The organism is Halomonas shengliensis, from assembly GCF_900104135.1.
Lineage (GTDB): Bacteria > Pseudomonadota > Gammaproteobacteria > Pseudomonadales > Halomonadaceae > Halomonas > Halomonas shengliensis.
This window is the reverse complement of record NZ_FNIV01000002.1, coordinates 503,292-528,832: the sequence shown is the minus strand read 5'-3', so window position 1 is coordinate 528,832 and position 25,541 is coordinate 503,292. Positions and strand designations below refer to the sequence as shown.

The window sequence follows — 25,541 nt, the reverse complement described above, 5'->3', positions numbered from 1 at the left end:
CGCCCGCTGGAAGCACTGGATGGTTGGATACGTCGCCGGCTGCGTTGCGTGATCTGGCGGCAATGGAAACGCCCGCGGACCCGGCGCCGCAAGCTCCTGGCGCTGGGTCTGGACGACCATCGGGCGTGGAAGTCAGCGGGAAACGGGCGAGGCCCCTGGTGGAACACCGGTGCCTCGCACATGAATCAGGCCTTGCCACGGAAATGGTTCGAGCAGCAGGGTCTGATCTCGGTACTCGATACGGTCAAGAGGGCTTAGTCGTTCTTCGTGAACCGCCGTGGTACGGAACCGTATGCCCGGTGGTGTGAGAGGACGGGGGAGGCGACTCCCCCTCCTACTCGATTACCGGCTCGTCGTCCAGGGTATCTTGCTGCTCCTTGCTCCTTGCTCCTTGCTCCTTGCTCCTTGGGTTTTGGGCCTTGGGTTTTGGGCCTTGGGTTTTGGGCCTTGGGTTTTGGGCCTTGGGCCTTGGGTCGCTACCCCTGGCGTGCCAGCAGCCAGTCGACGAAGTCGGCCAGGTCGGGGAAGACCCGTGTTTCGCTGCCTTTCGCCATCAGCTCGGGGTGCTTGGCCAGTGTCCTCTCTCCCTTTCCGCTGCGCAGCAGCACTGGCCGGCAGCCCATGGCGTCCCCCGCCTGAAGGTCGCGCAGGCTGTCCCCCACCATCCAGCTTCCCGCCAGGCTGGTCATGCCAAGGGCGGTACGGATCTCTTCCAGCAAGCCCGGCAGTGGCTTGCGGCAGGCGCAGCCGTCGTCGGGTCCGTGGGGACAGAAGGCGATATGGGCGATCTCACCGCCCGCCTCGGTAACAAGCCGGTTAAGCTCGTCATGCATAGCGGCCAGGGTCGCCTCGTCGTAGTAGCCTCTGGCGATACCGGACTGGTTGGTGGCGATGGCGACCGTCCACCCGGCTCGGCTCAGGCGGGCGATGGCGTCGATGGCGCCGGGGTAGGGGAGCCACTCGGCCAGCGACTTCACGTAGGCGTCGGAATCCTGGTTGATCACGCCGTCGCGGTCGAGGATCACCAGCCGCTCGGGGGAGGGGGAAGGCATCGTGCTGTGCTCTCCTGGGTCGTGTCGGGAAGGCAGTGTTTCACGTGGAACATCGTCTGCCAAGGGCAGGGGGAGAAGTAGGGAGAGAAGTAACGAATGAGGAGCAAGCCGCAGCAGTCCCTGCGGGTATGCGGTTGAATACCCCGGGGCTGAGCCTCGAGTGTTCCACGTGAAACATCGCTTCAGCTTCGGGCTGAGGCCAGGCGCAATAGGTGGCTGTTTCATGTGGAACATCCCACAGGCATGAAAAAGGCCGGCAGCGGTGGCTGCCGACCTCGGGTATAGTGCCCGGGTGTTACTGGGGCAGCTGGGCGATATCGGCGACCTCGAGGAAGAGGGCGCGAAGCTCGGCCAGCAGCGCCAGGCGGTTGCTGCGCACGGCCGCGTCGTCGGCCATCACCATGACCTCGTCGAAGAAGGTATCCACCGGCTCGCGCAGCGCGGCCAGGGCATCCAGGGCCTCCTGGTAGCGCGCCTGGGCGAACAGCGGCGTGACCACCTCGCGCTGCGCCTTCAAGGCGTCATGCAGTGCCTGCTCGGCGCCTTCCTGCAGCAGCGTGGCGTCGACGGCGCTGCCGATCTCGTCGGCCTGCTTGGCGAGGATGTTGGAGACCCGCTTGTTGGCGGCGGCCAGGGCGGCGGCTTCCTCGCGCCCGGCGAAGGCCTGCACGGCACGCAGGCGGCGGGCGAAGTCCAGCGGCCGGGTGACCGGGCGCGAACGGACTGCCAGATAGGCCTCGGCGGAGATGCCCTCGTCCTGCCCCCAGGCACGGAAGCGGTCAAGCATGTAGGTCAGGACCTCCTCCACCAGGCTCTCGGCGTAGGGTAGCTCCTGGTGCTGGGCCGCGGCCAGCTCCAGCAGCTCGCGCAGGTCCAGGTCACGCTCGCCCTTGATCAGGATGTTGAGCACGCCGATGGCGGCCCGACGCAGGGCGAAGGGATCCTTGGTGCCGGTGGGGCGCTGGCCGATGCCGAAGATGCCGGTCAGGGTATCGAGGCGATCTGCCAGCGCCAGGGCCTGGCCGGTGGCGCTGCGGGGGATGGCATCACCGGCGAAGCGTGGCAGGTACTGCTCCTCCATGGCCTGGGCGACCTCGGCGGGCTCGCCATCCTGGGTGGCGTAGTAACGCCCCATGGTGCCCTGGAGCTCGGGGAACTCGAGGACCATCTCGGTGACCAGGTCGCACTTGGCCAGTTCCGCGGCACGCCGGGCGTGGCCCACCTCGCCACCGATCTGGCCGGCGATGAAGGCGGCGACGGCGGCGCTGCGGTGGGCCTTGTCGGCCAGGGTGCCGAGCTGCTTCTGGAACACCACGCCGGCGAGCTCTTCGCTGCGCGAGGCCAGGCTGCGCTTGCGGTCGGTGTCGTAGAAGAAGGCGGCATCGGCGAGGCGCGGACGGATCACCTTCTCGTTGCCCTCGATGACCCGCTGGGGCTCGGCGCTGTCGATGTTGGCGATGGTGATGAACAGCGGCCGCAGGCGGCCGTCGTCGCCCAGCAGGTGGAAGTATTTCTGGTTGGCCTTCATGGAGGAGATCAGGCACTCGGCGGGCACCTCGAGGAAGCGCTCGTCGAAGCTGCCGGTGAGGGCGACGGGCCACTCCACCAGGCCGCTGACCTCCACGAGCAGTTCCTCGTCGATGACGGCCTCGGCCTCCTGCACCTCGGCCTCGGCCAGCACCTGCTCGCGGATACGCTCGCGGCGCCTGTCGCGGTCGGCCAGCACCCAGGCCTGTTCCAGGGCGTCGAGGTAGTCATCGGCATGGGCCAGCTCGATGGCCGCCGGGGCGTGGAAGCGATGCCCATAGGTGGTTCGCCCGGAGGTGAGGCCCAGCGCCTCGGCCTCGATCACCTGGTCACCATGCAGCACCACCAGCCAGTGGGCGGGGCGCGAGAACTCGACCCGCGAGGCACCCCAGCGCATGTTCTTGGGCACCGGCAGGCCGGCGATCGCCTTGTGCAGGATGCCGGGCAGCAGGGCGGCGGTAGCCTCACCCTGCTGCTGCTCGCGATAGCCCAGCCAGGTGCCCTTGTCGGTCTCCAGGTGGATCAGGTCCTCCACGCCGACCCCGCAGGAGCGGGCGAAGCCCTCGGCGGCCCTGGTCGGCTGGCCTTCCTTGAAGGCCGCCGCCAGGGCGGGACCGCGCTTCTCCACCTCGCGGTCGGGCTGCTTGTCGGCCAGTGCCTCGATGCGCACCGCCAGGCGGCGCGGCGTGGCGTAGGCACGCACCGCGCCATGGGTGACCTCGGCCTCGTCCAGGCCGCGACGCAGGCCATCGGCGAGGGCGTCGGAGAGGGTATCGATGGCGGCGGGGGGAAGCTCCTCGACGCCCAGTTCGACCAGTAGGGTATTGGCAGCCATGCTCAAGCGTCTCCCTCGTCGGCAAGCAGTTCCTTCCGCAGGGCCTCGGGGGCCAACGGGAAGCCGGCGGCCTTGCGGGAGTCGTAATAGGCGTGGGCCACGTCCCGGGCCATGGTGCGCACGCGCAGGATATAGCGCTGACGCTCGGTGACCGAGATGGCGTGGCGGGCGTCGAGCAGGTTGAAAGTGTGGGAGGCCTTGAGCACCTGCTCGTAGGCCGGCAGCGGCAGGTTGGCCGCGAGCAGCCGCGCGCAGTCGCGCTCCTGCTGGTCGAAGGCGCCGAACAGGAAGTCCACGTCGGCATGCTCGAAGTTGTAGGCGGACTGTTCGCGCTCGTTCTGCAGGTAGACGTCACCGTAGGTGACCCTGGAGCCGTCGGGGGCGATGGTCCACACCAGGTCATAGACGCTGTCCACGTCCTGCAGGTACATGGCGATGCGCTCGAGGCCGTAGGTCAGCTCGCCGGTGACCGGGTAGCACTCGATACCCCCGGCCTGCTGGAAGTAGGTGAACTGTGTCACCTCCATGCCGTTGAGCCAGATCTCCCATCCCAGCCCCCAGGCACCCAGGGTGGGGGACTCCCAGTTGTCCTCGACGAAGCGGATGTCGTGGACGAGCGGATCCAGGCCGAGGTGACGGAGCGAGCCCAGGTAGAGCTCCTGGAAGTTGGCGGGAGAGGGCTTCATCACCACCTGGAACTGGTAGTAGTGCTGCAGGCGGTTAGGGTTCTCGCCGTAGCGGCCGTCGGTGGGCCGGCGGGAGGGCTGCACGTAGGCGGAGTTCCAGGTCTCGGGACCGATGGAGCGCAGGAAGGTGGCCGGATGGAAGGTGCCGGCGCCGACCTCCATGTCCAGCGGCTGCAGCACCACGCAGCCCTGTTCGGCCCAGTACTGCTGCAGGGCCAGGATCAGCCCCTGAAAGGTCGAGACGTCGGGAGTCGAGGTCGACTGCGGTATCGCGTCGGCGCTCGACGGGGTTGCCGAGAGAGTCATTGGAGAAAGCACCGTTGGCCATGAATTCACAGGGCGTCAAGTATACAATCACCGGAAGATCGGTTATAGGCGCACGCCCCGAGACAGAGGAATCTCCCATGATCGTAGTGACAGGCGGGGCCGGCTTCATCGGCTCGAATCTGGTCAAGGCCCTCAACCAGCGCGGCCACCGGGACGTGATGGTCGTCGACGACCTGGTGGATGGCACCAAGTTCGTCAACCTGGCCGACTGCACCCTCGGTGACTACCTGGACAAGGCCGACTTCCGCCGTCGGGTGGAGGCGGAACTGCGCGGCGAGCCCGCCCAGCTGCCCGAGATCGAGGCGATCTTCCACGAGGGGGCCTGCTCGGACACCACCGAGTGGGACGGCCGCTTCATGCTCGACAACAACTTCGAGTACTCCAAGGTGCTGCTGCATTTCTGCCAGCGGCGGGGCATCCCTTTCCTCTACGCCTCCTCGGCGGCCACCTACGGCGGCAGCGAGGTGTTCGTGGAGGCGCCCGAGCACGAGAAACCGCTCAACGTCTACGGCTACTCCAAGCTGCTGTTTGACCAGTACGTGCGTGCCCGCTGGGATGAGTTCTCGAGCCAGGTGGTGGGGTTCCGCTACTTCAACGTCTACGGCCCCCGCGAGCAGCACAAGGGCAAGATGGCCAGTGTCGCCTTCCACCACCATACCCAGATCAGCGCCGGCCAGGACGTGCGGCTGTTCGGCGCCTGGGACGGCTATGAGGCGGGCATGCAGAGCCGCGACTTCGTCTACGTGGGCGACGTGGTGGACGTCAACCTGTGGTTCCTCGACCATCCCGAGGCTTCGGGCATCTTCAACCTGGGCAGCGGCCGCGCCGAGCCCTTCAAGGCGATCGGCGAGGCGGTGATCGACTACTACGGCCGCGGCGCCATCGAGTACATCGACTTCCCCGAGGAGCTCAAGGGCCGCTACCAGAGCTATACCCGGGCCGACATCTCGCGCCTGCGCGAGGCGGGCTACGACCGCGAGTTCCGCACCGTCGCCGAGGGTGTGCGCGACTACCTGGAGTGGCTGAATGGCTGAGGCAGGGGCCCCAACGGGCCAGCGCATCCTGGTGGTCGGCCCCTCCTGGGTCGGCGACATGGTGATGGCCCAGAGCCTGCTGCTGACGCTCAAGGCGCGCCATCCCGGTTGCTCCCTGGCGGTGCTGGCGCCCGGCTGGTCGCTGCCGATCCTCGAGCGCATGCCGGAGGTGGATGAGGCGATCGCCCTGGACGTCAAGCACGGCCAGTTCGGCTGGGCGACGCGGCGCGCCGTGGCCCGCTCGCTGCGCGGCCGCTTCGACCGCGCCATCGTCCTGCCGCGCTCCTGGAAGTCGGCGCTGGTGCCCTTCCTGGCGGGAATCCCGCACCGGGTCGGCTTCCACGGCGAACAGCGCTATGCGCTGCTCAACGAGCGGCGCCGCCTCGACAAGGGCGTGCTGGACCAGACGGTGAAGCGTTTCGTCTCCCTGGGGTTGCCCGCCGATGAGGCGGCCACGGGGCACTTCGCGATTCCCCAGCCCAGGCTCGAGGTGGATGCCGACAACCAGGCCGAGCTGCGTGAGCGGCTGGGCCTCTCCCCGGGCCCGGCCATCGGCATGATGCCCGGGGCCGAGTACGGCCCCGCCAAGCAATGGCCGCTGGAACATTTCCACGCCCTGGCCGCTGCCCTGGTGGCCGATGGCTTCGAGGTGAGGGTGCTGGGAGGCCCCAAGGATGCCGAGGCGGGCGACACCATCGCCGCGGGGCTTTCCGGCGTCCACAACCTGTGCGGCAAGACACGCCTGGCCGACGCCGTGGACCTGCTGGCGGATTGCCAGCAGGTGGTGACCAACGACTCCGGCTTGATGCACGTGGCGGCGGCGGTGGGCACCCGGGTGCAGGCGATCTACGGCTCCTCCTCGCCGGCCTACACGCCGCCGCTGAGCGACAATGCCCAGATCCACTACCTGGCCGTGGAGTGTTCGCCCTGCTTCCAGCGCAGCTGTCCCCTGGGCCATACCCGCTGCCTCACGGAAATGGCGCCGGCGCGGCTGCACCGGGCCATCCTCGAGGCGCGGGATACCATCGCTTCGGCCTGACGCCGCTCACTGCATGACCGGGCGCGCCTCGTCGGCGCTGTCCTCCGGGGTCTCCACTACCTGTGTCGGCGCCCCGGCGGCCTCCTCACGGCGGCCTTTCGGCACCAGCCCCTCCCACAGCCGCTGCTGCAGCCCCGTCTCCTCATGCATGCGTGCCGCCAGGTCGGTCAGGCCATGTTGTTCCACCAGGGTAGGTGCCTCGCCCAGCAGCGAGACCCCCAGCCCGGCCCGTCCCTCCTCGAGGGTGAAGCCCATCGCCTCGAGCAGGGTCGGGAACAGGTCGATGGTGGCAGCCTGCCGCCGGGTGCGCTGGCCCTCCTCGATGCCTTCGCCCAGCAGCATGAAGGTGTTATCCCGCTCGCCGGCGATCAGCTGCTCCCAGGCGGAGACCCGCATGGTCAGGTGGTCGCTGGCGATCACCACCAGGGTGTTCTCCAGCAGCCCCTCGCGCTCGAGACGGTCGATCAGGTCGAAGGCGAGCCAGGCCGAGCACTCCACCGAGTAGAGGATATCCTCGCCATCGAACTCGCCCTGGCGCTCCAGGCAGGCCTCGGCCGGGTAGCCGTTGGGGGCATGGCCGGTGAGGCTGAGGTTGACCACCCCCCAGGGCTCCTCGCCCTCCTCCTCCAGGCGGCGGATCTCCTCGACGGTAAAGTCGTAGAGGCTGTCGTCGAAGAGCCCCCAGTCGTTGAGGTACTCCGGGTCCTCCAGGCGGGGCTCGAGTTCCGCCCGGCCCAGGATCCGGTCGAAGCCATGGTCCCGGTAGAAGATCCCCTTGCCGGCGAAGTCGGTGCTGGCGCCGCCCAGGAAGCTGAGGCGATAGCCCTGGGCCGCCAGCACGTCGCCCAGGCAGCGGATCCCCGGCACCACGCGCCCCAGTGGCTCGAACTGGTTGTCGTGGAGCAGGCCCGCCGGCATCAGCGGGGTGCCGCATTGGCTGGCGATCATGCCGGCCATGGTCCAGCCGGTGTTCTCCAGCTGGCGAACCCCCTCGAAGACGTGGCCGCGGCGCCCCAGGGCCTCCAGGAAGGCATAGGCGTCGCCGAAGCGTTCACGGTCGGCGTAGGTGCGCTCGATGCTCTCCAGGTAGAGCAGCAGCAGGTTCGGCGGCTCCCGGGGCGCCTGCTGGATCACGGGCGCCGCATAGCGACGGTCCAGCCAGGCCCCGTCGTCGGTGACGATGGCAGCGCTGCGCTGCCCCATGCTGTAGAACAGCGGGTTGCTGGCGATCAGCACCAGTGCCAGCAGCCGATCCGCGAGGCGCCAGCGATGGTCGCGGCGCGCCAGCCAGGTGAAGGCGGCCAGCAGCGCCAGCATCGTCAGGGTATAGAGCGCCGCGGCCAGCAGGCGGCCGCTGCCGCCATGGTCGGAGATGCCCGCCTGCAGGTGGAAGAAGATCGCCCCGATCTCGACGATGCCGAAGCTCTCGGCCAGATAGACGTAGACGCCCCACAGGCAGAGAGGCACCAGCGACCAGGGCCAGACTCTAACTGGCGGCCTGGGGTTCGCCGGCTTGCCCCAGCGCAGCAGCCAACCCAGGCCCAGCCAGGCGCCGACGATGAGCACCAGGCTCCACGCTGGCAGTACCGCCACGGTGACGATGGCATAGCCGAGACAGAGCCCGATCACGAGCAGGGCCCACCAGCGGGGGTGTTTGAGCCGGTCTGGACGGGAGGGGAGTATCATGGATGTCTGCAATAGTAAAATGAGATAGAGGCCGAGGCCATCCCAACTGCAATTTCTAATGCAGTCAGGGAGCTTGGTGGAGAGCATATGCCTTCATGTACTTCCAGAATACGCCATTGGTGTTGGAGAAGGCGATGGCAAGACCCCATGTTAATGGCCTTGATCCGGTTTTCATGCCCTCCAGCACGCTGGTATTCGGTCGGGGGCGAGCGCTGGAGAGGTGCCATCCAGGCAGGGCTCCAGTTTCACTGCCTGCTCAGGCTTGGGATTGTCCTAGTTGCGCAGCAACAGCCAGCGACTAGCCCTTGACCACCTTGCGGGGGGCCTTGCCGTTGCGCAGTTGATTGGCCTGGTTGACGTGCACCCGGTCCATCACCTCACATCCGCACTTGGCCAGCACATGGTAGTGGTCGTAAGCCACCTCGGCGTTGGGTGCAGGGCCTCCCGGATACGGCGGAGATACACGCTATGCATGAGGAAGCAGGCGTGGTCACAGCCGCTGTAGACGGAAGGGGCCGGTCATCAGGGGACTGCGTAAGGCGTAGTATTTGCTTAGCCAGAAACATATGGTGAGCGACGCTGAAACCTTTCCAGACCAGGTAGAGTGGGGTAGCATCCATGGTAATGGCGGTATCCGTGAGCAGGCGTTTGTGATGAGCATCAGCTGACGCGGATTTACCGCCGTTTCTCCATCTTGATTCCCCCTAAGAATTCTTTGTCTTTATGTCAGTCTGCGAAGAGCCAAATAAAAGTGGGTGTCGAACTGTTGAAATAATAGGCGGAGCAGAGAGTCGTGACTCCACAAAAATTACAAATTATTTTCATTTTACAGAAAGAAAAAATAGAGGGATTGAATATTTTGATGGTCGAGTTGATGTGGTAATTAAAATCATATTCTAGATAAATTATCATGGGTGAAAAAATGTTCTTCAGAAAAAGAAGGAAGAAAGATATTGAGAGGATGAGGCTCCTCGTAGAGAGAGAAATTGCTAAGAGACAGTGTCAGGTAGATGCACGAGATCTTAAGCGCCTAACACAAGAAGAGCGTGTTGTTGACAAAGAAATAGTGGTAAGCTTGACTACATACTCTAAAAGAATTCATGATGTCTACTTGGTTCTTGAATCTATTTCCCAGCAGACAGTCTTGCCGAATAGAGTTGTTTTATGGCTGGCGGAAGGTGAGTTTGGTAACTTGCCAATCTCAATAACTGAGAGAATTGATTTTGGCCTTGAAATAAGGTTTTGTGAAGATATAAGAAGCTATAAAAAGATAGTCCCCGCGCTTCTAGAATTTCCTGATAGCATTATTATCACGTTAGATGATGATATTCTCTATCCTAGAGATACAATAGAAATCTTAGTCAACAAACATAAAGAGTGCCCCAGTGCAATAGTAGGGCACAGGGCTCATGAGATCACGTTTAGTAAAGGAAAAATGAGGCCATATAAAGAGTGGAAGAGAGAGACGAAGGAGAATAATGGGAATATTTTTCTCACAGGGGGGGCGGGGACCCTTTATCCTCCAAATTCTTTATATGGAGATGTGACAAAAAAAGAAATATTTACTAAAATTTGTCCTTATGCAGATGATGTTTGGATGTATTTTATGGCAAAAATGAATAAGACGGAAATTATAAATGTGCAAGGGAGAGACTTTAAGGACTTTGTGGAGCTTCCAAATGCCTCTTCCGAAGCCGGGCTTAATAAAATAAATGTAAATAAAGGTTATAACGACAAGCAGATAGATAATGTAATAAAGTATTACAATATTGAGATTTAATAGGTTCCTCAGAATCCCGGATGGTAAAGCGAGCTGTAAATATTATTCTCTATTTATCGCTAGGGAGCTTTTCAGAAATCTATCCGGGAGCAGGTTCATGGATATCGGGTTACATAAACAAGCGACCACGACACCGAAGAACCGTGCCGAGATCCAGGTAGTGCTCTCCAGCCTCACGGATAGCGATCTGGCCGTCAGAATGGCGTTGCCGCTGTGACCTTCCGTCGCTGGCTGTACCGTGACGATGTCCATGACCGTCCGCACATGCGTGACAACCTGTTGGTCACACTGAATTTCGATCAGGAAGAGACGCTGATCGCGGCCTGCGAGTTCCTCCGCCTTGGCCTGGGTGACCTGCTTGTCGTGGCGCGTGAGTTCATGACTCCCGGTTGTCTCGCTCCGGCCTGCATCGTATGCTCAAGCGGCGTGAGGTACTGACACTGGCGCGACAGGACGCCGGAGGTGGTGAGAAGCCTCGGCATAAGCCCTTCAAGGACCATGAACCCGGTTACGTGCATACCAACATCAAGCATCTGCCCCAGGTGCCCGACGAGCAGCAGAAGCGCTATCTGTATGACGCCATCGACCGTGCCATGCACAGGGGCCATCTGAAGGTCAGGCACAGCCAGTCCGCGAAGTATGCACGAGCGTTCATAAAGCGGGTGGAGGAGAAGGTTCCTTGTTGGAATTTATGACTTTCAACTGCTTTCAATCGGTAGTCAAAAGCTATTTCTCAATAATGTTATTTGTCTTAGGTTGGTTGTCATGGATAGTTTTTTAATTGTAAGTGGTGGGTGATATGATTAGCAATGTTCGCCCAGCAGGCTGGGAGGTTCCTGAAGCATGGTGGTATGTTGGTATTGTTTCAATGGTGATGTGTGCATTGTTTCGTTTGCCGGTGCCAACGCTAGGAGAGTTTTCTGGTAGTTTATTGTCATTCGTTGGGTTAGTTACGCTTTTAGTATACGGGAAAAAGTTTCGGCGTAGTGTGCCGCTGTGGCTGTTGTGGGCGGCGTTAGTGGTGCAGTTGATAACTTGGGCGCTAGGCTATTTTCATCACCCAGAGTGGTTGCCTGACTACCCTAAGCTGGGCCGACTAGCCAAGAGCTTTGTATTTATTGCTGTTGCATGGTGGTTGGGTGGAAGTACGCGTACAACACTTTTAATTTGGGGGCTTGCACTGGTTGGTGTTTTAATCGCCACACTGTTGCCGAGCGCAATTAATGATTGGAGGCTTGGGCTACTAGGGCGTCGTGTTGATTTTAATATTCATAATGCCCAGCATATCAGTATGTTCTTGGGAGCAGGGCTGATTGGTTTGCTGGCCTTCAGTCAGCTATTCTTGGCAGCAGGACAATGGAGTTGGTTGCGTCGAGGTGGGTGGGGGATTGGAGTTCTCCTCTGCTTGATGGGTGTTATTGTTACACAAACCCGAGCCAGCTGGCTGGCATTGGCAATCGTGCTCCCTTTAATGGGGCTGGTATGGACTGCTTGGAATTTAAAAAAAGGATCTGAAGTGCGGCTTAGCCGAACGTTCATTGTGGCGGGTCTGATTGGGATAGTGATGGGAATAGGAGTTTTGTTCACATTTCATGATTCAATGTCTAAGCGCCTGAATTCCGAAAGTGAAGTTGTAGCTCAAGTTGTTGAAGGTGATTTTGACAACATTCCTTTAACTAGTGCAGGGGTTCGATTGGTTTCTTGGCAAGCATCACTAAGCTGGATTGCTGAGCGCCCCATAGTAGGCTGGGGAGAAGATGCAGGCTCTCTCGTGATGCGGCAAACGGAAGGGATTTCTCCGCAGTTAAAAGCGTTTGGCCATTTGCATAATAGTCTCCTAGAGCTACTGGTTTCATATGGGCTACTGGGCTTGTCGGTTTTTGTTGTTTTGGGCTGGTGGGTCGCAAGTGGCACCTGGAAAGCATGGCGGAACGGCTACATGCCGGGTAATATGACCCTATTTGCTTACTCTTTTTTCCTGTTCTGGTTAATTGTTAATAGCTTTGAGTCGTTTATGTTTTACTGGTCGGGTATTCATCTTTTTAATATCGTCATGGGCGGCTTGGTTACCCATATCTGGTTAGCTGAGCAGGCAGAAAATAGTTTGTGATGGTGCTGTCCGCCACTGGCGTATCGATTTTAGGATTTTTCGTCACTGGGTGTGGAGCTCACCTCTGAGCCGGGGTATGGGCAGACCTCAGCCCTCGAAACAGAGAAAATAGTTGTGGATGTAGCGCAGCTGCAACGTTAGGGGAACGACTTTGGGTAGCTGATACCGCACTACATCTGCCGGCGATGAAGTCCAACGACTATTTGATGGTTATGGAGCTGAGTGTGTGGTTGATTTATAGTTTCTAGTTAAAGTGATTTTTGTGTGTATGATAAGTAGCGGTCAAAAACTATTAATGCGATGAGTGTTTCGCGTTGTGAATTATAAAAATTGGCAATGTAGCGATTAGCATTGCGGATGATCTCCTGGGCCTCTTCGGGATGTGCTATGTAATATTCTATTTTTTGGCCAAGATCGGAAAAGTCATCGCTGACCTCAACGTAATGATGGCCAGGTATCAGCGTGCCTTCCATGAACCAAGTTTCATAAATCGGCTGCTTCATAAAACACAATGAATTTGATGCCATGATCCATTTTAGATTAGTGGCAACATCATTACCCTCAATGCTGAATATAAACTTGTTTCCAAGTTGTTGTTCAATAGACATGAATGGCTTGCGGTATCTAGCTGTTTCCGCCTTGTTGTCGGTGGCGCCGACATCACACAGGTCCATACCGTGGCACTTTGCTAGAAAGTGTTGCCGATGGGGTTGATGTGCTGCTCCCCGCCACACGAGGATGTCTTTTTTGTTTTTATAATGATATGGGTCGTTAACTGTGTAGAAATGTCGAACACTGTCGAGTTTAAGTAATACCGAGTTCTGATTATTTCCGCGAATTGGTCTGCTTTTTACAAAGGTGGGTTCGTCGGGAACAAAAGTCTTGTCCCCAAAGCGATAGTGATACGTACTACTTTCCTGAAAGTACCTTGCAACTTGATAAAAATCGAGGTGATATGTCGACTTGGTTGTGCGTATTTTGAAATTTTTGTTACTGACAGCCTCGCTGGAAAGTTCTGTAAGCTTGTCAAGCTTATTGTAATATTTTACGCGCGCCATGATGGCTTTCTGCTCGGCCGCGGGAAGAGTGCTAAATTCGGACAATAGAGATTTGACCTGACGCCGAAAAAAAATTCTCGGGACTAAAGCGCCAAGTAGACCTGTAATATAGAACTTAAGCTTGTGCGCACGGTAGGCATTTTTTCCGTTTTTCATGGGCGATAGCATCTAATCAATACGGTGTTGAGTGAGCGAGGAGTAAAGAGCCATATAGGAGTTGGCCATGGCCTCAGGTGTGTATCCGGCCAGATGTGTAGTGGCATTTTGCGTAAGCGTCTGGCGTAATGCGTTATCGCGCAATCGCACCAGCTGCCGGGCAAGGGCTTCACTGTCACCAGGTGGAAACAACAGCCCGGTTTCACCGTGGTGGACAATATCGGGGATGCCTCCGGTTTGACTGGCGACTACAGGTACTCCGGCACGCATGGCATCCAGCAATACCGACCCCAGCCCTTCATTGCGAGAGGGAAAGGCAAACACGTCTAGTGCCGGCAAGTAATTAGCGATGTCAGGCTTGAAGCCAGCCCAGATGACATTATCCAGTGCGGCACTCTCCTTTTTGAGGATGGCTTCATCTTCCCCACGGCCAAAAAAGACGAATAGCATATCGGGGTGCGTTTGCTGTAGCCGGCGGGCAGCATCGAGTAGCACGCGCTGCCCCTTGTGCCGGTCAACCAGCGCACCAGCATGACCGACCAGAAAACGCCCGGGATAGCGTCCTCGGAAAGCACGTGCGATGTCGGGTGCAGGTGTGAGAGGAGTAAATGCACTGGGAATCTGCACCACTGGATGCGGACTTAGTGGCTGTATATTCTCGGCGATGACCCGAGATAGTGCCACGCAACGGTAAGCATCCCGGTAGAACACCTGATTGCTGAATTTGCGCTTGACTGCTGTATCCACTCGCCTGGTAATGAGGTAAGGGGTACCCGACAGTCGGCGATGCAGCCAGGCCCAATGTACCGCCTTGGCGTCGTGGGCATGGACCAAGGTGGCTCGCTTCACCTGCCAATGCCCAGCCAGCTGATGGCGAGCGCTGGCAAAACGCACTCCGGGCGTTGTGGCCAGTTCTGCGCGCAGGGGCGAGTCTGGCCGGCACACCAGTGTCTGGAATGATATCTCTGCCCTATCGGCCAGTGCCTGGATCAGCAGCACCGTTTGCCGCTCGCCACCGCGGAACCCCCGGGCCAGATTGGCATGGATGATGTGCAAGGCCGCCTCGTAGAAAGTTTGTGGGGATAATGGCGGCTATAGTAGCATTCGCAGTCTATTCTGGCAGGACGGTTTTTACATGCTCTCTGAGCTGAGTGCCGTGATCATTACCCGCAACGCAGCGGGAACCCTAGCCCGCACCCTCGATTCGCTCGAGGCCTTGGGAGAAGTGGTAGTTTACGACAACGGGTCCACCGATGAGACTCTCGATATTGCTCGTCGCTACGCTAACGTATCGCTTCACCAAGGTGAGTTTTTTGGCTTTGGCCCGACCAAGCGCCATGCGGTATCGCTCGCTCGTCATGACTGGATCCTATCGCTGGACGCCGATGAGGCGCCTACCATTCGCTGGCTTGAGTCGTTGGCCGGCTGGCTGCTCACCGCTGATCCCGATGTGGTGGTCGAGGTGCTGCGTGAAAACTGGCTATTGGGCAAGCCCGTGCACCATTCGGGCTGGGGCAATGACTGGCTGGTACGTGTCTTTCATCGCCAGCGGCATAACTTCAATGATGCCATGGTGCACGAGTCGGTTGCAGTTAGCCCAACTACACAGGTCGTGCGGCTGGACGGTTGCCTTGAGCATCTGGCAGTTACTGAACTTGGTCAGTTTTTGGATAAGATAAACCGTTATTCGACTATTCGTGCACAATCGGACACGTTGCGGGTATATCCCGTGGGGATAATTTTATTAAAGTCCATATTTGCTTTCTTGCGTACCTATCTTTTGAGGCGCGGCTTTCTTGATGGCTGGCGTGGTTTGGTAATCGCCGTGGCTAATGCAAACGGTGTGTTCTGGAAATATATGAAACGTCGTGTTCGAGATATTTGAGCGCGCCGACCCATGAGGCCGTGCCAGTGAAAATAGCCCTAGTACATATGCGTCACGCTGCCTCCGGCGGTACTGAGCGTTTTCTCAATGAGCTATCACGCTACCTGGCAGAGCGTGGTGAAGATGTGACAATCATCTGCCGCTCCCATGTGGCACCTGCGCATCCAAGCATTCGTTTTGTTTGTCTGCGCCCGTTCAGTATCGGAAAGGCCCAGCGCATGTGGCGCTTTGCTGAGGCGGTAGAACGCCACGTTAAGTCTGCCGACTATGATCTGGTCTACGGACTGGGAAAGACTTGGACCCATGACCTGCTGCGCATCGGCGGCGGTACTGTCTATCATCACCTGGCTTCGAAACCTAAGCGTCAGTGGCGGTGGAAGGATAGGGCGGCTGCGCGAATTGAGGCCAGGGCCATGGCGCCCGACGCCTATTACCACGTGGTCTCCAATTCATGGCAAAGTGATGACGAGATTGCCGAAGCGTACAATGTGCCTGCTGAGCGGCGTTCCGTAATCCATAACTTTGTCGACACTCACCGTTTTGACCGTACACGGCTCAGTGATGATGTTAGTGCTCTTGCCCAGGAATTAAGGCTGGATGATCAAGTTCCTGTTTTTCTGTTCCTGGGCACCGGTTATCGTCGAAAGGGGCTGGAGCCAACCCTTGAAGCCTTCTCCCGGCTCGACGGAGAAGCCATCTTGCTGGTGGTTGGGCGTGACTCCCGGCAGGCTCAGTATCAGGAGCTTGCCCAGCGTCTCGGCATTGTAGATAAATGCCGTTTCCTGGGTGAGCAGTCTTCACCAGAACGATATTTTTCCCTCGCCGACTGCTATGTGCTGCCTGCGTATTACGAGCCATTTGGCTTTACAGTACTTGAGGCACTTTCCTGTGGAACGCCAGTTATAACTACCAAGAAGTGTGGCGCTAAAGAGGTGGTGACGTCAGAGGTGGCTACGGTTATCGATCGAGCAGATGACCTTGAGGCACTCACCGACGCTATGGCTTATTGGGCCAGGCTTAAGGGTGATGCTGAACTGAAAAGTCGCTGCCGCGAGTTGGCACTGTCCCTCGATGTAGAAGAAATCATGGCCCAGAACTACCGATGCATTCTTGACGTATACCAGCAAAAACAGGCGGCTCGATGCCAGACGTAAGGAATTGGACAATCATCGGCCGGGGTGATGAGCGTATCTGCTATCAGCACCCCGATGATCCCGGACGATGTATCAAGCTCAGCCGGCGAGAAAAAGCCAAGCAGACTCGTCGCGAACTGCGCTACTTTCGCTATTTGCAGCGGCGGCGGGTGCCATTCACGCTCATTCCCGAGTTCTTCGGGGTGGTGGAAGATGCTGGTTTTGTCGGTATCGAGCAGCAATTGGTACTCGATGATCAGGGCAATCTCCCGCCCAATGTGGCTGAGTACCTAGCCAAGCCCCTGACGCCTAAGCAGAAAAGCCAATTTTGGGCAGGGCTCGGCGCACTCAAAGCCTACTTGCTGGCCTATAACGTGGTGCCTTGCGATTTGGTGATGAGCAACTTGTTGGTGATCGAGCGATCGGGCGCCACCACTATCATGCTGATCGACGGACTGGGTTCTTCGGAATTTATTCCTTTGCCGGATTATATACCTTGGCTTGGCCGGCGCAAGATCCGGCGCAAGTGGGTCAGGTTTATGGAGAAAATGGTCGAGCCGAGATTCATGTCCACACAAGAGCGTCAGTTATAGTAGCCTGCAGTAATCCGCTCGATTATGCGCGTTACTTCTTCTGTAGCGACAAACTTGGCTATAGAGCTCTCTAGTCTTTTCAGGTTGCGTCCTTTCCAAGCGCCTTCCCGGCGCAGTCGGCAGCGATCCAGGTCGATCAGCCACACCTTGCCCTCGCCATCCACCAGCAGGTTGCGGGCGTTGAGATCCACATGGTCGAGGCCGGCGTCGTGGAAGCGCCGAATGGTGGCGCCGACGCGTTGCAGCAGGACATCGTCGGCCTCGCCGTTCTTCAGCAGGCTGGCCAGGGCGCGGGCGCCGGGCAGGCGCACGGTGATCAGGGTGGCCTCGTAGGTCAGGCCGTGGCAGGTGACGCCGGCGGCCACCGGGCGGGGCACCGGCAGCCCCTGATCCAGCAGCTCGGCGGTGAGGCGCAGCTCGCGGAAGGCGCGGGTGCGCTCGAGGCCCGTCCACAGGTAGCGGCGCTCGCTGAGCCTCGCCACCAGGCCGCCACGGCGGTAGGGGCGCAGCACCCACTCCTCGCCGTTGCCGGCATTCAGGAAGAGGCTGGCGCCTCGCCCCGGGGCCTCGCCGGTGACGCGACCACGGGCTTGCCACCAGGCGGGGTCGAGGAGAGACGGGCCGATTTGTGGCGCCGCGCCGGCGTCACATAAACTGTCCGCATCATATAGAATGTGGTTTTTTCCCGCTCTCAATGTTGCCAAGCGCATGAAGCATCCTCTGCCCGCCCAACCACGCCATATCGGTGTGCTGCGCCTCTCCGCCCTGGGCGATGTGTGTAACCTGGTGCCGACGGTGCGTGCCCTGCAGCGCCAGTGGCCCGAGGCGCGCATCACCTGGATCGTCGGCAAGGCCGAGCACAGTCTACTGGCGGGCCTCTCCGGGGTCGAGCTGGTGGTCTACGACAAGGCCAGCGGCCTGGCCGGCATGCGGGCGCTGTGGCGAGAGCTGGGCGACACCCGCTTCGACGTGCTGCTGCACATGCAGCAGGCGCTGCGGGCCAGCGTGCTCTCCCTAGGGCTCAAGGCCGACGTGCGGGTGGGCTACGACAAGGCGCGTGCCAAGGATGCCCAGCACTGGTTTACCCATCACCAGCTCGCTCCCCACCCGCGCGCCCATGTGCTGGAGTCCTTCCTCGACTTCGCCCGCCTGCTGGGTGTCGAGGATCTCTCGCTGGCCTGGGACCTGCCGATCCCGGCCGCGGCCCGGGAGGAGGCACGGGCCCTCACCCTTGGGTCGCCCTACCTGCTGATGAGCCCCTGTGCCAATCCGCGGCTGCGCAACTTCCGCAACTGGTCCGCCGAGGGGTATGCCGCGGTGGTGCAGCACGCCTGGGAGCAGCACGGGCTGAAGACGGTGCTGACCGGCGGCGGTAGCACCCAGGAACGGGAGATGGGGGCGCGTATCCAGGCCCTCTGCCCGGATGAGGCGGTGATCGACGCCATCGGCGCCACCTCGCTCAAGGGCCTGCTGGCGCTGATCGACGCGGCGCGCGCGGTCATCGCCCCGGATTCCGGCCCGGTACACATGGCCAACGCCCTGAACACCCCCACCGTGGGGCTCTATGCCACCACCAACCCGGACCGCGCCGCCCCGTACCGTTGGCGCGAGTTCGTGGTCAACCGCTATCCCGAGGCGGTGCGCACCTACCTGCACAAGGACCCCGAGACGATTCCCTGGGGCCAGCGGGTCCGCCATCCCGATGCCATGTCGCTGATCCACGCCGACGACGTGATCGAGCGCCTCGAGGCGGTGCTGCAGCACGCCGCCGCCCCTCCTCCTGACAAGGACGCCTGACGACCATGAGACTCGACCTGACCGCCCTGGAGCGCTCCCGCCTGCTGGTGGTGGGCGACGTCATGCTCGACCGCTACTGGCACGGCGGCACCTCGCGGATCTCCCCGGAGGCGCCGGTGCCGGTGGTCCGGGTGGAGGAGAGCGAGGACCGCCCCGGTGGCGCGGCCAACGTGGCGCTCAACATCTGCTCGCTGGGTGCCTGGGCGGCGCTGTCTGGCCTGGTGGGCGACGACGACAACGCCGACCGTCTGGTGAGCCGCCTGGAAGACGCCGGAGTGAGCACTCACTTCCAGCGCAGCCCTGGCGTGCCGACGATCACCAAGCTGCGGGTGATGAGCCGCAACCAGCAGCTGATCCGCCTCGACTTCGAGGAGGGGCTCGGCGAGGCGGACACCTCGGGGCTCCTGGCGCGGGTGGAGGCGGCGCTGCCCGAGAGCGACCTGGTGATCCTCTCCGACTACGGCAAGGGCACCCTGAACCGGGTCGAGGAGCTGATCCGCCTGGTGCGTGCCAGCGGCAAGCGGGTGCTGGTGGACCCCAAGGGCAGCGACTTCTCCCGCTACCGTGGTGCCAGCGTGATCACCCCCAACCTCACCGAGTTCGAGGCGGTGGTGGGCCACTGCCGCGACGACGCCGAGCTGGCCCGCCGCGGTGAGGCGTTGCGCGCCGAGCTCGAGCTGGAGGCGCTGCTGATCACCCGCAGCGAGAAGGGCATGACCCTGATCCGCGAGGGGCACGAGCCGCTGCACCTGCCGACCCGGGCGCGGGAGGTCTATGACGTCACCGGCGCCGGCGACACCGTGATCGGGGTGCTGGGCCTGGCGCTGGCCGCCGGCCACGGCTTCCCCGAGGCGATGACCCTGGCCAACCTGGCCGCCGGCCTGGTGGTGGCCAAGCCGGGCACCGCCACCCTCTCCATCGCCGAGCTCTACACCGCCCTGCACGGCGACAAGCTGGCCGAGTTCGGGGCGATCGAGGAGTCGGCGCTGATCGAGGCGGTGCGCGCCGCCCAGGCGCGCGGCGAGCGGGTGGTGATGACCAATGGCTGCTTCGACATCCTCCACGCCGGCCACGTGGCCTACCTGGAGCAGGCCCGCAAGCTGGGCGACCGGCTGGTGGTGGCGGTCAACGACGACGCCTCCATCGCGCGGCTCAAGGGCCCCAAGCGCCCCATCAACCCCCTGGCGCGGCGCATGCAGGTACTCGCTGGTCTCGGCGCGGTGGACTGGGTGGTGCCGTTCACGGAGGACACCCCCCAGCGGCTGATCGAGGCGGTGCTGCCCGACGTGCTGGTCAAGGGTGGCGACTACCGGCCCGAGCAGATCGCCGGCGGCACGGCGGTGCGTGAGGCCGGCGGCGAGGTCCGGGTGCTGGGCTTCGAGGACGGCGTCTCCACCACGGCGATGATCTCCACCATCCTCGACCGCGAGAGCTGATGGGCTGGCCCCGGCTCGCCTACTCGGGGCTGCTGCACCTGGCGGCGCCCCTGGCCTGGCGGCGCCTGCGCCGTGAGCATGGACTCACCGACCCCAGGCCGCTGCGCCTGGGCCGGATCCCCGAGACCCCTCCCGAGACCCCCATGCTGTGGCTGCACTGCGCCTCGGTGGGCGAGGTGCAGGCGGCCCGCCCCCTGATCGAGGCGCTGCTGGAGCGCTATCCCGGCCACTCACTCACCGTCACCACCATGACCGCCACCGGCGCCGAGCGGGTTCGCGCCCTGGCCGAGGGGCGCGACGACGGCCGGCTGGTCCATCGCTTCCTGCCCCTGGACTTCCCGCATGCCGCGGCGCGCTTCGTCGAACGCCTGCGCCCGGAGCTGGCGCTCTTCTTCGAGACCGAGCTGTGGCCCAACCTGCTCCATGCCTGCCAGCGTCGCGGCGTGCCGGTGGCCGTGGTCAACGGCCGCCTCTCGCCGCGCGCCCTGCGCGGCTACCGTCGCCTGCGGCCGCTGCTGCGCGAGGCCCTGGCCTGTGTCGACTGGCTGGCCGCCAAGTCCGAGGAGGACGCCGCGCGCTTCGCTACGCTTGGCATGGCACCGCGACGCACCAGCGTGGTGGGCTCGCTCAAGTTCGATATCGCCCTGGATGACGTGACTCAAGGCGTAAGCGAGCGCTTGCGCACCTGGCTCGGGCGCCGCCCGGTATGGGTGGCGGGCTCCACCCACGAGGGCGAGGAGGCGCGGCTACTCACCGCGCACCGGCGGTTGCGCGAGCGCCTTCCGGAGGCGCTGCTGGTGCTGGTGCCGCGCCACCCCCAGCGCTTCGATGCGGTCGCGACGCTCTGCGAGCAGGCGGGAATGCCGGCGGCGCGTCGCTCCCGCGGCGAGTGGCCCGAGGCCGCGACGGCGGTCTACCTGGGCGACACCATGGGCGAGCTGGCGGCGCTCTACGGCGCGGCGGACCTCGCCTTCGTCGGCGGCAGCCTGGTGCCGGTGGGGGGCCACAACCTGCTGGAGCCCGCCGCCCAGGGGGTACCGGTGCTCACCGGGCCCGCGCTTGCCAACTTCGCCGATGTGGCCGAGGCACTGCGCGGCGCCGACGCCCTGGTGGAGGTGGCCGACGAGGCCGCCCTGGCCGAGGCCCTCGCCGGGCTGTTCGCGGATCCCGCCGAGCGGCGTCGGCTCGGCGAGGCGGGGCGCGCCGTGGTGGCGGCCAACCGTGGTGCCCTGGCGACGACCCTGGCGGGCCTGGAAAGGCTCTTGCCGGCGAAGTGAGTGCTCACTTCGCCGGCGCGTGCCGCGCCCACAGTGAATGTCAGGCGGGTGTCAGGCGCTCCACGCCGCCGGCGGTCCCCAGCAGCAGCACATCGGCACCGCGGGCGGCGAACAGGCCGTTGGTGACCACGCCGACGATGGCATTGAGGCGGGCCTCCATGGCCAGCGGGTCGTCGATCATGAAGTCGTAGCAGTCGATGATCTGGTTGCCGTTGTCGGTGACCACCCCCTCGCGATAGACCGGATCGGCGCCCAGTTTGACCAGCTCCCGGGCCACGTAGGAGCGCGCCATGGGAATCACCTCCACCGGCAGCGGGAAGGCGCCCAGGCGCTCGACCTTCTTGGAGCCGTCGGCGATGCAGATGAACCGCTCCGCGCAGGCGGCGACGATCTTCTCCCGGGTCAGGGCCGCGCCGCCGCCCTTGATCATGTGCAGGTGAGCGTTCACTTCGTCGGCACCGTCGACATAGACCGGCACCGTGCCGACGCTGTTGAGCTCGAACACCTCGATGCCATGGCTGCGCAGCCGCTCGGCGCTGGCCTCGGAGCTGGCCACCGCGCCGGCGAAGTCATGGCGCAGCTCGGCCAGGCGGTCGATGAAGCGGTTGGCGGTGGAGCCGGTGCCGATGCCGAGCACGCTATCGCGGTGCAGGTGGGGACGCACCTCGTCGATGGCGGCCGCGGCGACGGCCTCCTTGAGCTGATCCTGGGACAGGGTGGCCTGGGTCATGGGGCGCTCTCCTTGGGTGGCATGAGGGATGCGGATGGGGCGCCATTATAGGCCAGCGGGGCCCGTCTGCCGATGGCAGCGGCTGGACGCGAGACTGGCCGGGATGCTACCAATAGGGGTTGCCCCGCACCGCAGCATTCGCGCTGCGTCCTCTCGCGTCACGCCTCTGGGATATCAGGATGCTCGAAGCTACCGTCAAGAAGATTCTCCAGGCCCGGGTCTACGAAGCCGCCCGGGAAACGCCGATCTCCCCGGCCCCCTTCCTCTCCCGGCGCTTCGACAACACCATCCTGATCAAGCGCGAGGACCTGCAGCCGGTCTACTCCTTCAAGATCCGCGGCGCCTACAACAAGATGGCCAAGCTCACCGATGCCCAGAAGGCCAAGGGCGTGATCGCCGCCTCCGCCGGCAACCACGCCCAGGGGCTGGCCATGGCCGCGAAGCAGATGGGGGTCAAGGCGGTGATCGTGATGCCGCGTATCACCCCCGAGATCAAGGTCCAGGCGGTGCGCGCCCGCGGGGCGAAGGTGGTGCTCAAGGGCGATGCCTTCGGCGAGGCCGCGGAGCATGCCCAGACCCTCATCGAGGAGCACGGCTACACCTACATCCCGCCCTTCGACGACATCGACGTGGTGGCCGGCCAGGGCACCATCGCCGTGGAGATCCTGCGCCAGCACGGCGGGCCGCTGGACGCCATCTTCGTGCCGGTGGGCGGCGGGGGCCTGATCGCCGGCGTGGCGGCCTACGTCAAGTACCTGCGCCCCGAGATCAAGGTGATCGGCGTGGAGAGCGAGGACAGCGCCTGTTTCAAGGCGGCCCGCGAGGCGGGCAAGCGGGTCACCCTCGGCCAGGTGGGGGTGTTCGCCGAGGGGGTCGCCGTGGCCCAGGTGGGCAAGGTGCCCTTCGACATCGCCCGGGACCTGGTCGACGACGTCATCACCGTCAACACCGACGAGATGTGCGCGGCGGTGAAGGACATCTTCGAGGATACCCGGGCGGTCTCCGAGACCTCCGGGGCGCTCTCCCTGGCCGGGCTCAAGAAGTACATCCAGCAGACCGGCGCCCAGGGGCAAACCCTGCTGTGCATCAACTCCGGGGCCAACACCAACTTCGACCGCCTGCAGCATATCGCCGAGCGTACCGAGCTCGGTGAGCAGCGCGAGGCGATCCTCGCGGTGACCATCCCCGAGCGGCCCGGCAGCTTCAAGAAGTTCTGCCGCACCATCGGCAAGCGCATGGTTACCGAGTTCAACTACCGCTACGCCGATCCCGACAACGCCCATATCTTCGTCGGGGTGCAGGTCAAGCCCGGCGGCGAGGATCGCCAGGCGGTGATCGACAGGCTGCGCGAGGCGGGCTATCCGGTGGAGGACCTCACCGACAACGAGCTGGCCAAGCTGCATATCCGCCATCTGGGCGGCGGCCGCCCCCGGCAGCACTTCGACGAAGAGGTCTACCGCTTCGAGTTCCCGGAGCGCCCCGGCGCATTGATGAACTTCCTGACCCACCTGCCCCAAGACTGGAACATCTCGCTGTTCCACTACCGCAACCACGGCGCCGCCTACGGCCGCGTGCTGGTGGGCATGCAGATCCCCAATGGCGACCGCTCCCATGTCGAGGAGCATTTCGATGCCATCGGCTATCGCTACTGGAAGGAGAGTGACAACGCCGCCTATCGGCTGTTCATGGCCTGAGCGCTCCCCGCCCCAAGCGCGGGTAAGCGCTGACTCGCGTCGCACGCCGCGCCAGCCGCCTGTAACGGAAGGTAAGCGTTGAGGGGGAGCGGTTGCCAGGCGGCCGGCATTGGCTCTATAGTCGCGCCGTCGTTGAATTCCTGTGGAGTCGAAGATGAAGCGCAAGCCCGATGTGGTCATGGCCCTGGTGCTGCTGTTCGGTGTTGGCGTCGTGGCGACCGGCTACGCCCAGGCCCTCGTCGGCAACTGAGCCCGGCAAGGCCCTTCCGCACCGCCGAACGAGGCGGGCAAGGGGGCATTTCCCCTGCGATTCCCCAGCACGAGCGGGCCGATGCCGAGAGGCATCGGCCCGCTTCGTTCAGGGGTACCCCGCCTCAGGGGCGTATCACCCGGGCATCGCTGGCGATGGCGTCCAGGGAGACGTCCCAGGGTTCCACCGGCAGCTCGCTCACCTGCTGGCAGTCGTGGGCCAGGCCGATCAGCCGCGGGCGCGGCCCCGGGCGGCGGGTGAAGGCTAGGGTGCGGTCGTAGAAGCCGCCGCCCATGCCCATGCGCTGGCCCCGGCCGTCGAAGCCCACCAGCGGCAACAGGATCAGGTCCAGCGCCCAGGCCGGCAGGCGCCTGGCGCGATGGGCGCCATGACGGGTCTCGGGTTCGGGGATGCCGAAGCGGTTGCGCACCATGGGGGTCCCGGCATGGTAATGGACGAACCATAGCCGGTTGCGGGAGAGCGGCTTGAGCACCGGCAGGTGGACGCGCGCGCCGCGGCGGTGCAGCCAGCCGATCAGCGGCGTGGGGTCGATCTCGCCGTCATTGGGCAGGTAGAGGGCGACGCGGCGGGCCCGCTGCACCTCGGGCAGGTGGCGTAGGCGGCGGCACAGGCGTTGGCTGGCCAGACGGCGCTGTCCTGGCGTCAGGGCACGGCGTCGACGGCGCAGTTCACGGCGTAGATCGCGACGCGAACCGTCGAAGGTATCGAGGTCGAGGGGGGCGGCAGGTGTCGTCATGAGGTGGCTCATGTGGACGGGGTTCCCCAGAGTGCCGCTGTCGTTCTGGCCCTTGAACCCAGTGGTTCAAGGTGGGTGGCCGCAGCCGAACCGTCAGGCTTTCCGACGCACGGACATGCACACGGGTCCGGCTAGCATATGGCCCCCTGGGTACTGCGCATAGGCTCGAGGGACGATAACGACTGGCAAACACCCCAGGGAACGCTTTCATCGTACCAGAGCCCGCCGAGGGCGGCCAATGGATTCCCGTGGGGAGCCTGGTCTATCTCACATGGAAGCACCGCTCAAGGCTTTCCCGGCGATAGGCCTGGTCCGCCGGCTGGCTCAGCGCTGGGGGCGTCGGCCAGGGCGCGCTCCAGGCGCTCGCTCAGGGCGTCAAGGCTGCGCTCGCCGTCGCGCTGCTGCTCCAGCGTCTCCAAGAGCTCATGGGTGATGTTGAGGGCCGCCATGATGGCGATGCGCTCGCTGCCCAGCAGGTTGTTCTGGGCGTGGATGCCGGTCATGGCGCGGTCCAGGTAGCGCGCCGCGCGCTCCAACTTGGGTTCTTCCCCGGGCGCGCAGGCGATGACGTAGCTGCGTCCCAGCAGGGTGATCTCGGCGGTCGGCCGTGTGGCGTCGCTCATGGGGGGCTCCGGCTCGACCCGCCGGGTCACGCGGGCCGCGCGTCCCTGGGGGCCGATGCGTTAACATCCAGTCAAT

22 protein-coding genes, 1 other RNA gene and 1 pseudogene are annotated in these 25,541 nt (G+C 62.8%); 13 read left to right on the top strand and 11 right to left on the bottom strand.

Features of this window, described 5'->3' with window-relative positions; all coding sequences use genetic code 11:
* The coding region (locus BLP95_RS05040; RefSeq protein ID WP_281187370.1) for a group II intron maturase-specific domain-containing protein at positions 1 to 258 on the top strand (258 nt) is incomplete at its 5' end.
* 218 nt (positions 259 to 476) lie between these two features.
* On the opposite strand, the gene gmhB is transcribed toward BLP95_RS05040, so the two are convergent.
* From gmhB to glyQ, 3 genes are all read right to left on the bottom strand, one after another.
* The gene (gmhB, locus tag BLP95_RS05035; RefSeq protein WP_089677316.1) at positions 477 to 1,052 is read right to left on the bottom strand and encodes a D-glycero-beta-D-manno-heptose 1,7-bisphosphate 7-phosphatase; all 576 of its coding nucleotides are present in this window, start codon (positions 1,050 to 1,052) and stop codon (positions 477 to 479) included.
* A 295-nt stretch (positions 1,053 to 1,347) separates the two neighbouring features.
* Positions 1,348 to 3,414: a glycine--tRNA ligase subunit beta gene (gene glyS / locus BLP95_RS05030; RefSeq protein ID WP_089677315.1), complete on the bottom strand. Its 2,067-nt coding sequence runs from the start codon at positions 3,412 to 3,414 to the stop codon at positions 1,348 to 1,350.
* A gap of 2 nt (positions 3,415 to 3,416) precedes the next feature.
* Positions 3,417 to 4,406, bottom strand: coding sequence for a glycine--tRNA ligase subunit alpha (gene glyQ, locus BLP95_RS05025; protein WP_089677314.1), 990 nt, complete (start codon positions 4,404 to 4,406; stop codon positions 3,417 to 3,419).
* A gap of 98 nt (positions 4,407 to 4,504) precedes the next feature.
* On the opposite strand from glyQ, the gene rfaD reads away from it, so the two are divergent.
* A complete protein-coding gene (rfaD, locus tag BLP95_RS05020; protein ID WP_023004793.1) occupies positions 4,505 to 5,461 on the top strand; it encodes an ADP-glyceromanno-heptose 6-epimerase in 957 nt (318 codons plus the stop codon).
* The gene (gene waaF / locus BLP95_RS05015) at positions 5,454 to 6,500 is read left to right on the top strand and encodes a lipopolysaccharide heptosyltransferase II (protein ID WP_089677313.1); all 1,047 of its coding nucleotides are present in this window, start codon (positions 5,454 to 5,456) and stop codon (positions 6,498 to 6,500) included. Before rfaD ends, waaF begins: the two co-directional genes overlap by 8 nt.
* A 6-nt stretch (positions 6,501 to 6,506) precedes the next feature.
* Here waaF and BLP95_RS05010 read toward each other — a convergent pair whose 3' ends face one another.
* Positions 6,507 to 8,186: a sulfatase-like hydrolase/transferase gene (locus BLP95_RS05010; protein WP_089677312.1), complete on the bottom strand. Its 1,680-nt coding sequence runs from the start codon at positions 8,184 to 8,186 to the stop codon at positions 6,507 to 6,509.
* Positions 8,187 to 9,096: 910 nt separating this feature from the next.
* On the opposite strand from BLP95_RS05010, the gene BLP95_RS16635 reads away from it, so the two are divergent.
* The 3 genes and pseudogenes from BLP95_RS16635 (at position 9,097) to BLP95_RS05000 (ending at position 12,076) form a co-directional block, all read left to right on the top strand.
* Positions 9,097 to 9,966 (top strand): glycosyl transferase, encoded by an 870-nt coding sequence (locus BLP95_RS16635; RefSeq protein WP_143004399.1) that lies wholly within the window; start codon positions 9,097 to 9,099, stop codon positions 9,964 to 9,966.
* A 97-nt stretch (positions 9,967 to 10,063) separates the two neighbouring features.
* Positions 10,064 to 10,646 (top strand): annotated as a pseudogene (locus BLP95_RS05005) (transposase family protein); the annotation flags it as partial.
* Positions 10,647 to 10,765: 119 nt separating this feature from the next.
* A complete protein-coding gene (locus tag BLP95_RS05000) occupies positions 10,766 to 12,076 on the top strand; it encodes an O-antigen ligase family protein (protein ID WP_089677311.1) in 1,311 nt (436 codons plus the stop codon).
* Between the two features lie 248 nt (positions 12,077 to 12,324).
* Here the strand turns inward: BLP95_RS05000 and BLP95_RS04995 are convergent, their stop codons facing one another.
* On the bottom strand, positions 12,325 to 13,290 hold the full coding sequence (locus BLP95_RS04995; RefSeq protein ID WP_089677343.1) for a glycosyl transferase family 90: 966 nt from the start codon (positions 13,288 to 13,290) through the stop codon (positions 12,325 to 12,327).
* A 12-nt stretch (positions 13,291 to 13,302) separates the two neighbouring features.
* Positions 13,303 to 14,346: a glycosyltransferase family 4 protein gene (locus tag BLP95_RS04990; RefSeq protein ID WP_089677310.1), complete on the bottom strand. Its 1,044-nt coding sequence runs from the start codon at positions 14,344 to 14,346 to the stop codon at positions 13,303 to 13,305.
* Between the two features lie 79 nt (positions 14,347 to 14,425).
* Here BLP95_RS04990 and BLP95_RS04985 point away from each other — a divergent pair, with 79 nt between their 5' ends.
* Genes BLP95_RS04985 through BLP95_RS04975 form a run of 3 tightly spaced genes read left to right on the top strand, consistent with a single transcriptional unit; the run spans position 14,426 to position 16,901 of the window.
* Entirely contained in the window at positions 14,426 to 15,175 is a 750-nt protein-coding gene (locus BLP95_RS04985) for a glycosyltransferase family 2 protein (protein ID WP_089677309.1), read from the top strand.
* 26 nt (positions 15,176 to 15,201) lie between these two features.
* Complete coding sequence (locus BLP95_RS04980; RefSeq protein ID WP_089677308.1) at positions 15,202 to 16,329, top strand: glycosyltransferase family 4 protein; 1,128 nt, start codon at positions 15,202 to 15,204, stop codon at positions 16,327 to 16,329.
* The gene (locus tag BLP95_RS04975) at positions 16,317 to 16,901 is read left to right on the top strand and encodes a YrbL family protein (protein ID WP_089677307.1); all 585 of its coding nucleotides are present in this window, start codon (positions 16,317 to 16,319) and stop codon (positions 16,899 to 16,901) included. Before BLP95_RS04980 ends, BLP95_RS04975 begins: the two co-directional genes overlap by 13 nt.
* Here the strand turns inward: BLP95_RS04975 and BLP95_RS04970 are convergent.
* Positions 16,892 to 17,611: a 3-deoxy-D-manno-octulosonic acid kinase gene (locus BLP95_RS04970; RefSeq protein ID WP_089677306.1), complete on the bottom strand. Its 720-nt coding sequence runs from the start codon at positions 17,609 to 17,611 to the stop codon at positions 16,892 to 16,894. The genes BLP95_RS04975 and BLP95_RS04970 overlap by 10 nt on opposite strands.
* Here BLP95_RS04970 and BLP95_RS04965 point away from each other — a divergent pair.
* Genes BLP95_RS04965 through waaA form a run of 3 tightly spaced genes read left to right on the top strand, consistent with a single transcriptional unit; the run spans position 17,610 to position 21,411 of the window.
* Complete coding sequence (locus BLP95_RS04965) at positions 17,610 to 18,698, top strand: glycosyltransferase family 9 protein (protein WP_089677305.1); 1,089 nt, start codon at positions 17,610 to 17,612, stop codon at positions 18,696 to 18,698. The genes BLP95_RS04970 and BLP95_RS04965 overlap by 2 nt on opposite strands.
* Before the next feature lie 5 nt (positions 18,699 to 18,703).
* The gene (hldE, locus tag BLP95_RS04960; RefSeq protein ID WP_089677304.1) at positions 18,704 to 20,134 is read left to right on the top strand and encodes a bifunctional D-glycero-beta-D-manno-heptose-7-phosphate kinase/D-glycero-beta-D-manno-heptose 1-phosphate adenylyltransferase HldE; all 1,431 of its coding nucleotides are present in this window, start codon (positions 18,704 to 18,706) and stop codon (positions 20,132 to 20,134) included.
* Positions 20,134 to 21,411, top strand: a complete 1,278-nt coding sequence (gene waaA, locus BLP95_RS04955) for a lipid IV(A) 3-deoxy-D-manno-octulosonic acid transferase (RefSeq protein ID WP_089677303.1) — start codon at positions 20,134 to 20,136, stop codon at positions 21,409 to 21,411. Before hldE ends, waaA begins: the two co-directional genes overlap by 1 nt.
* Before the next feature lie 40 nt (positions 21,412 to 21,451).
* Here waaA and rpiA read toward each other — a convergent pair whose 3' ends face one another.
* A complete protein-coding gene (gene rpiA, locus BLP95_RS04950; RefSeq protein ID WP_089677342.1) occupies positions 21,452 to 22,126 on the bottom strand; it encodes a ribose-5-phosphate isomerase RpiA in 675 nt (224 codons plus the stop codon).
* A gap of 194 nt (positions 22,127 to 22,320) precedes the next feature.
* Between rpiA and ilvA the strand changes: the two genes are divergently transcribed.
* Positions 22,321 to 23,835 (top strand): threonine ammonia-lyase, biosynthetic, encoded by a 1,515-nt coding sequence (ilvA, locus tag BLP95_RS04945; protein ID WP_089677302.1) that lies wholly within the window; start codon positions 22,321 to 22,323, stop codon positions 23,833 to 23,835.
* Between the two features lie 374 nt (positions 23,836 to 24,209).
* Here the strand turns inward: ilvA and BLP95_RS04940 are convergent, their stop codons facing one another.
* The 3 genes from BLP95_RS04940 to BLP95_RS04930 all read right to left on the bottom strand — a co-directional run bounded on the left by BLP95_RS04940 (position 24,210) and on the right by BLP95_RS04930 (position 25,465).
* Positions 24,210 to 24,842: a 5-formyltetrahydrofolate cyclo-ligase gene (locus tag BLP95_RS04940; protein WP_089677301.1), complete on the bottom strand. Its 633-nt coding sequence runs from the start codon at positions 24,840 to 24,842 to the stop codon at positions 24,210 to 24,212.
* A gap of 19 nt (positions 24,843 to 24,861) precedes the next feature.
* Positions 24,862 to 25,046: non-coding RNA, 6S RNA (gene ssrS, locus BLP95_RS04935), on the bottom strand.
* Between the two features lie 80 nt (positions 25,047 to 25,126).
* Positions 25,127 to 25,465, bottom strand: coding sequence for a cell division protein ZapA (locus BLP95_RS04930; RefSeq protein ID WP_089677300.1), 339 nt, complete (start codon positions 25,463 to 25,465; stop codon positions 25,127 to 25,129).
* Between the last annotated feature and the right edge of the window lie 76 nt (positions 25,466 to 25,541).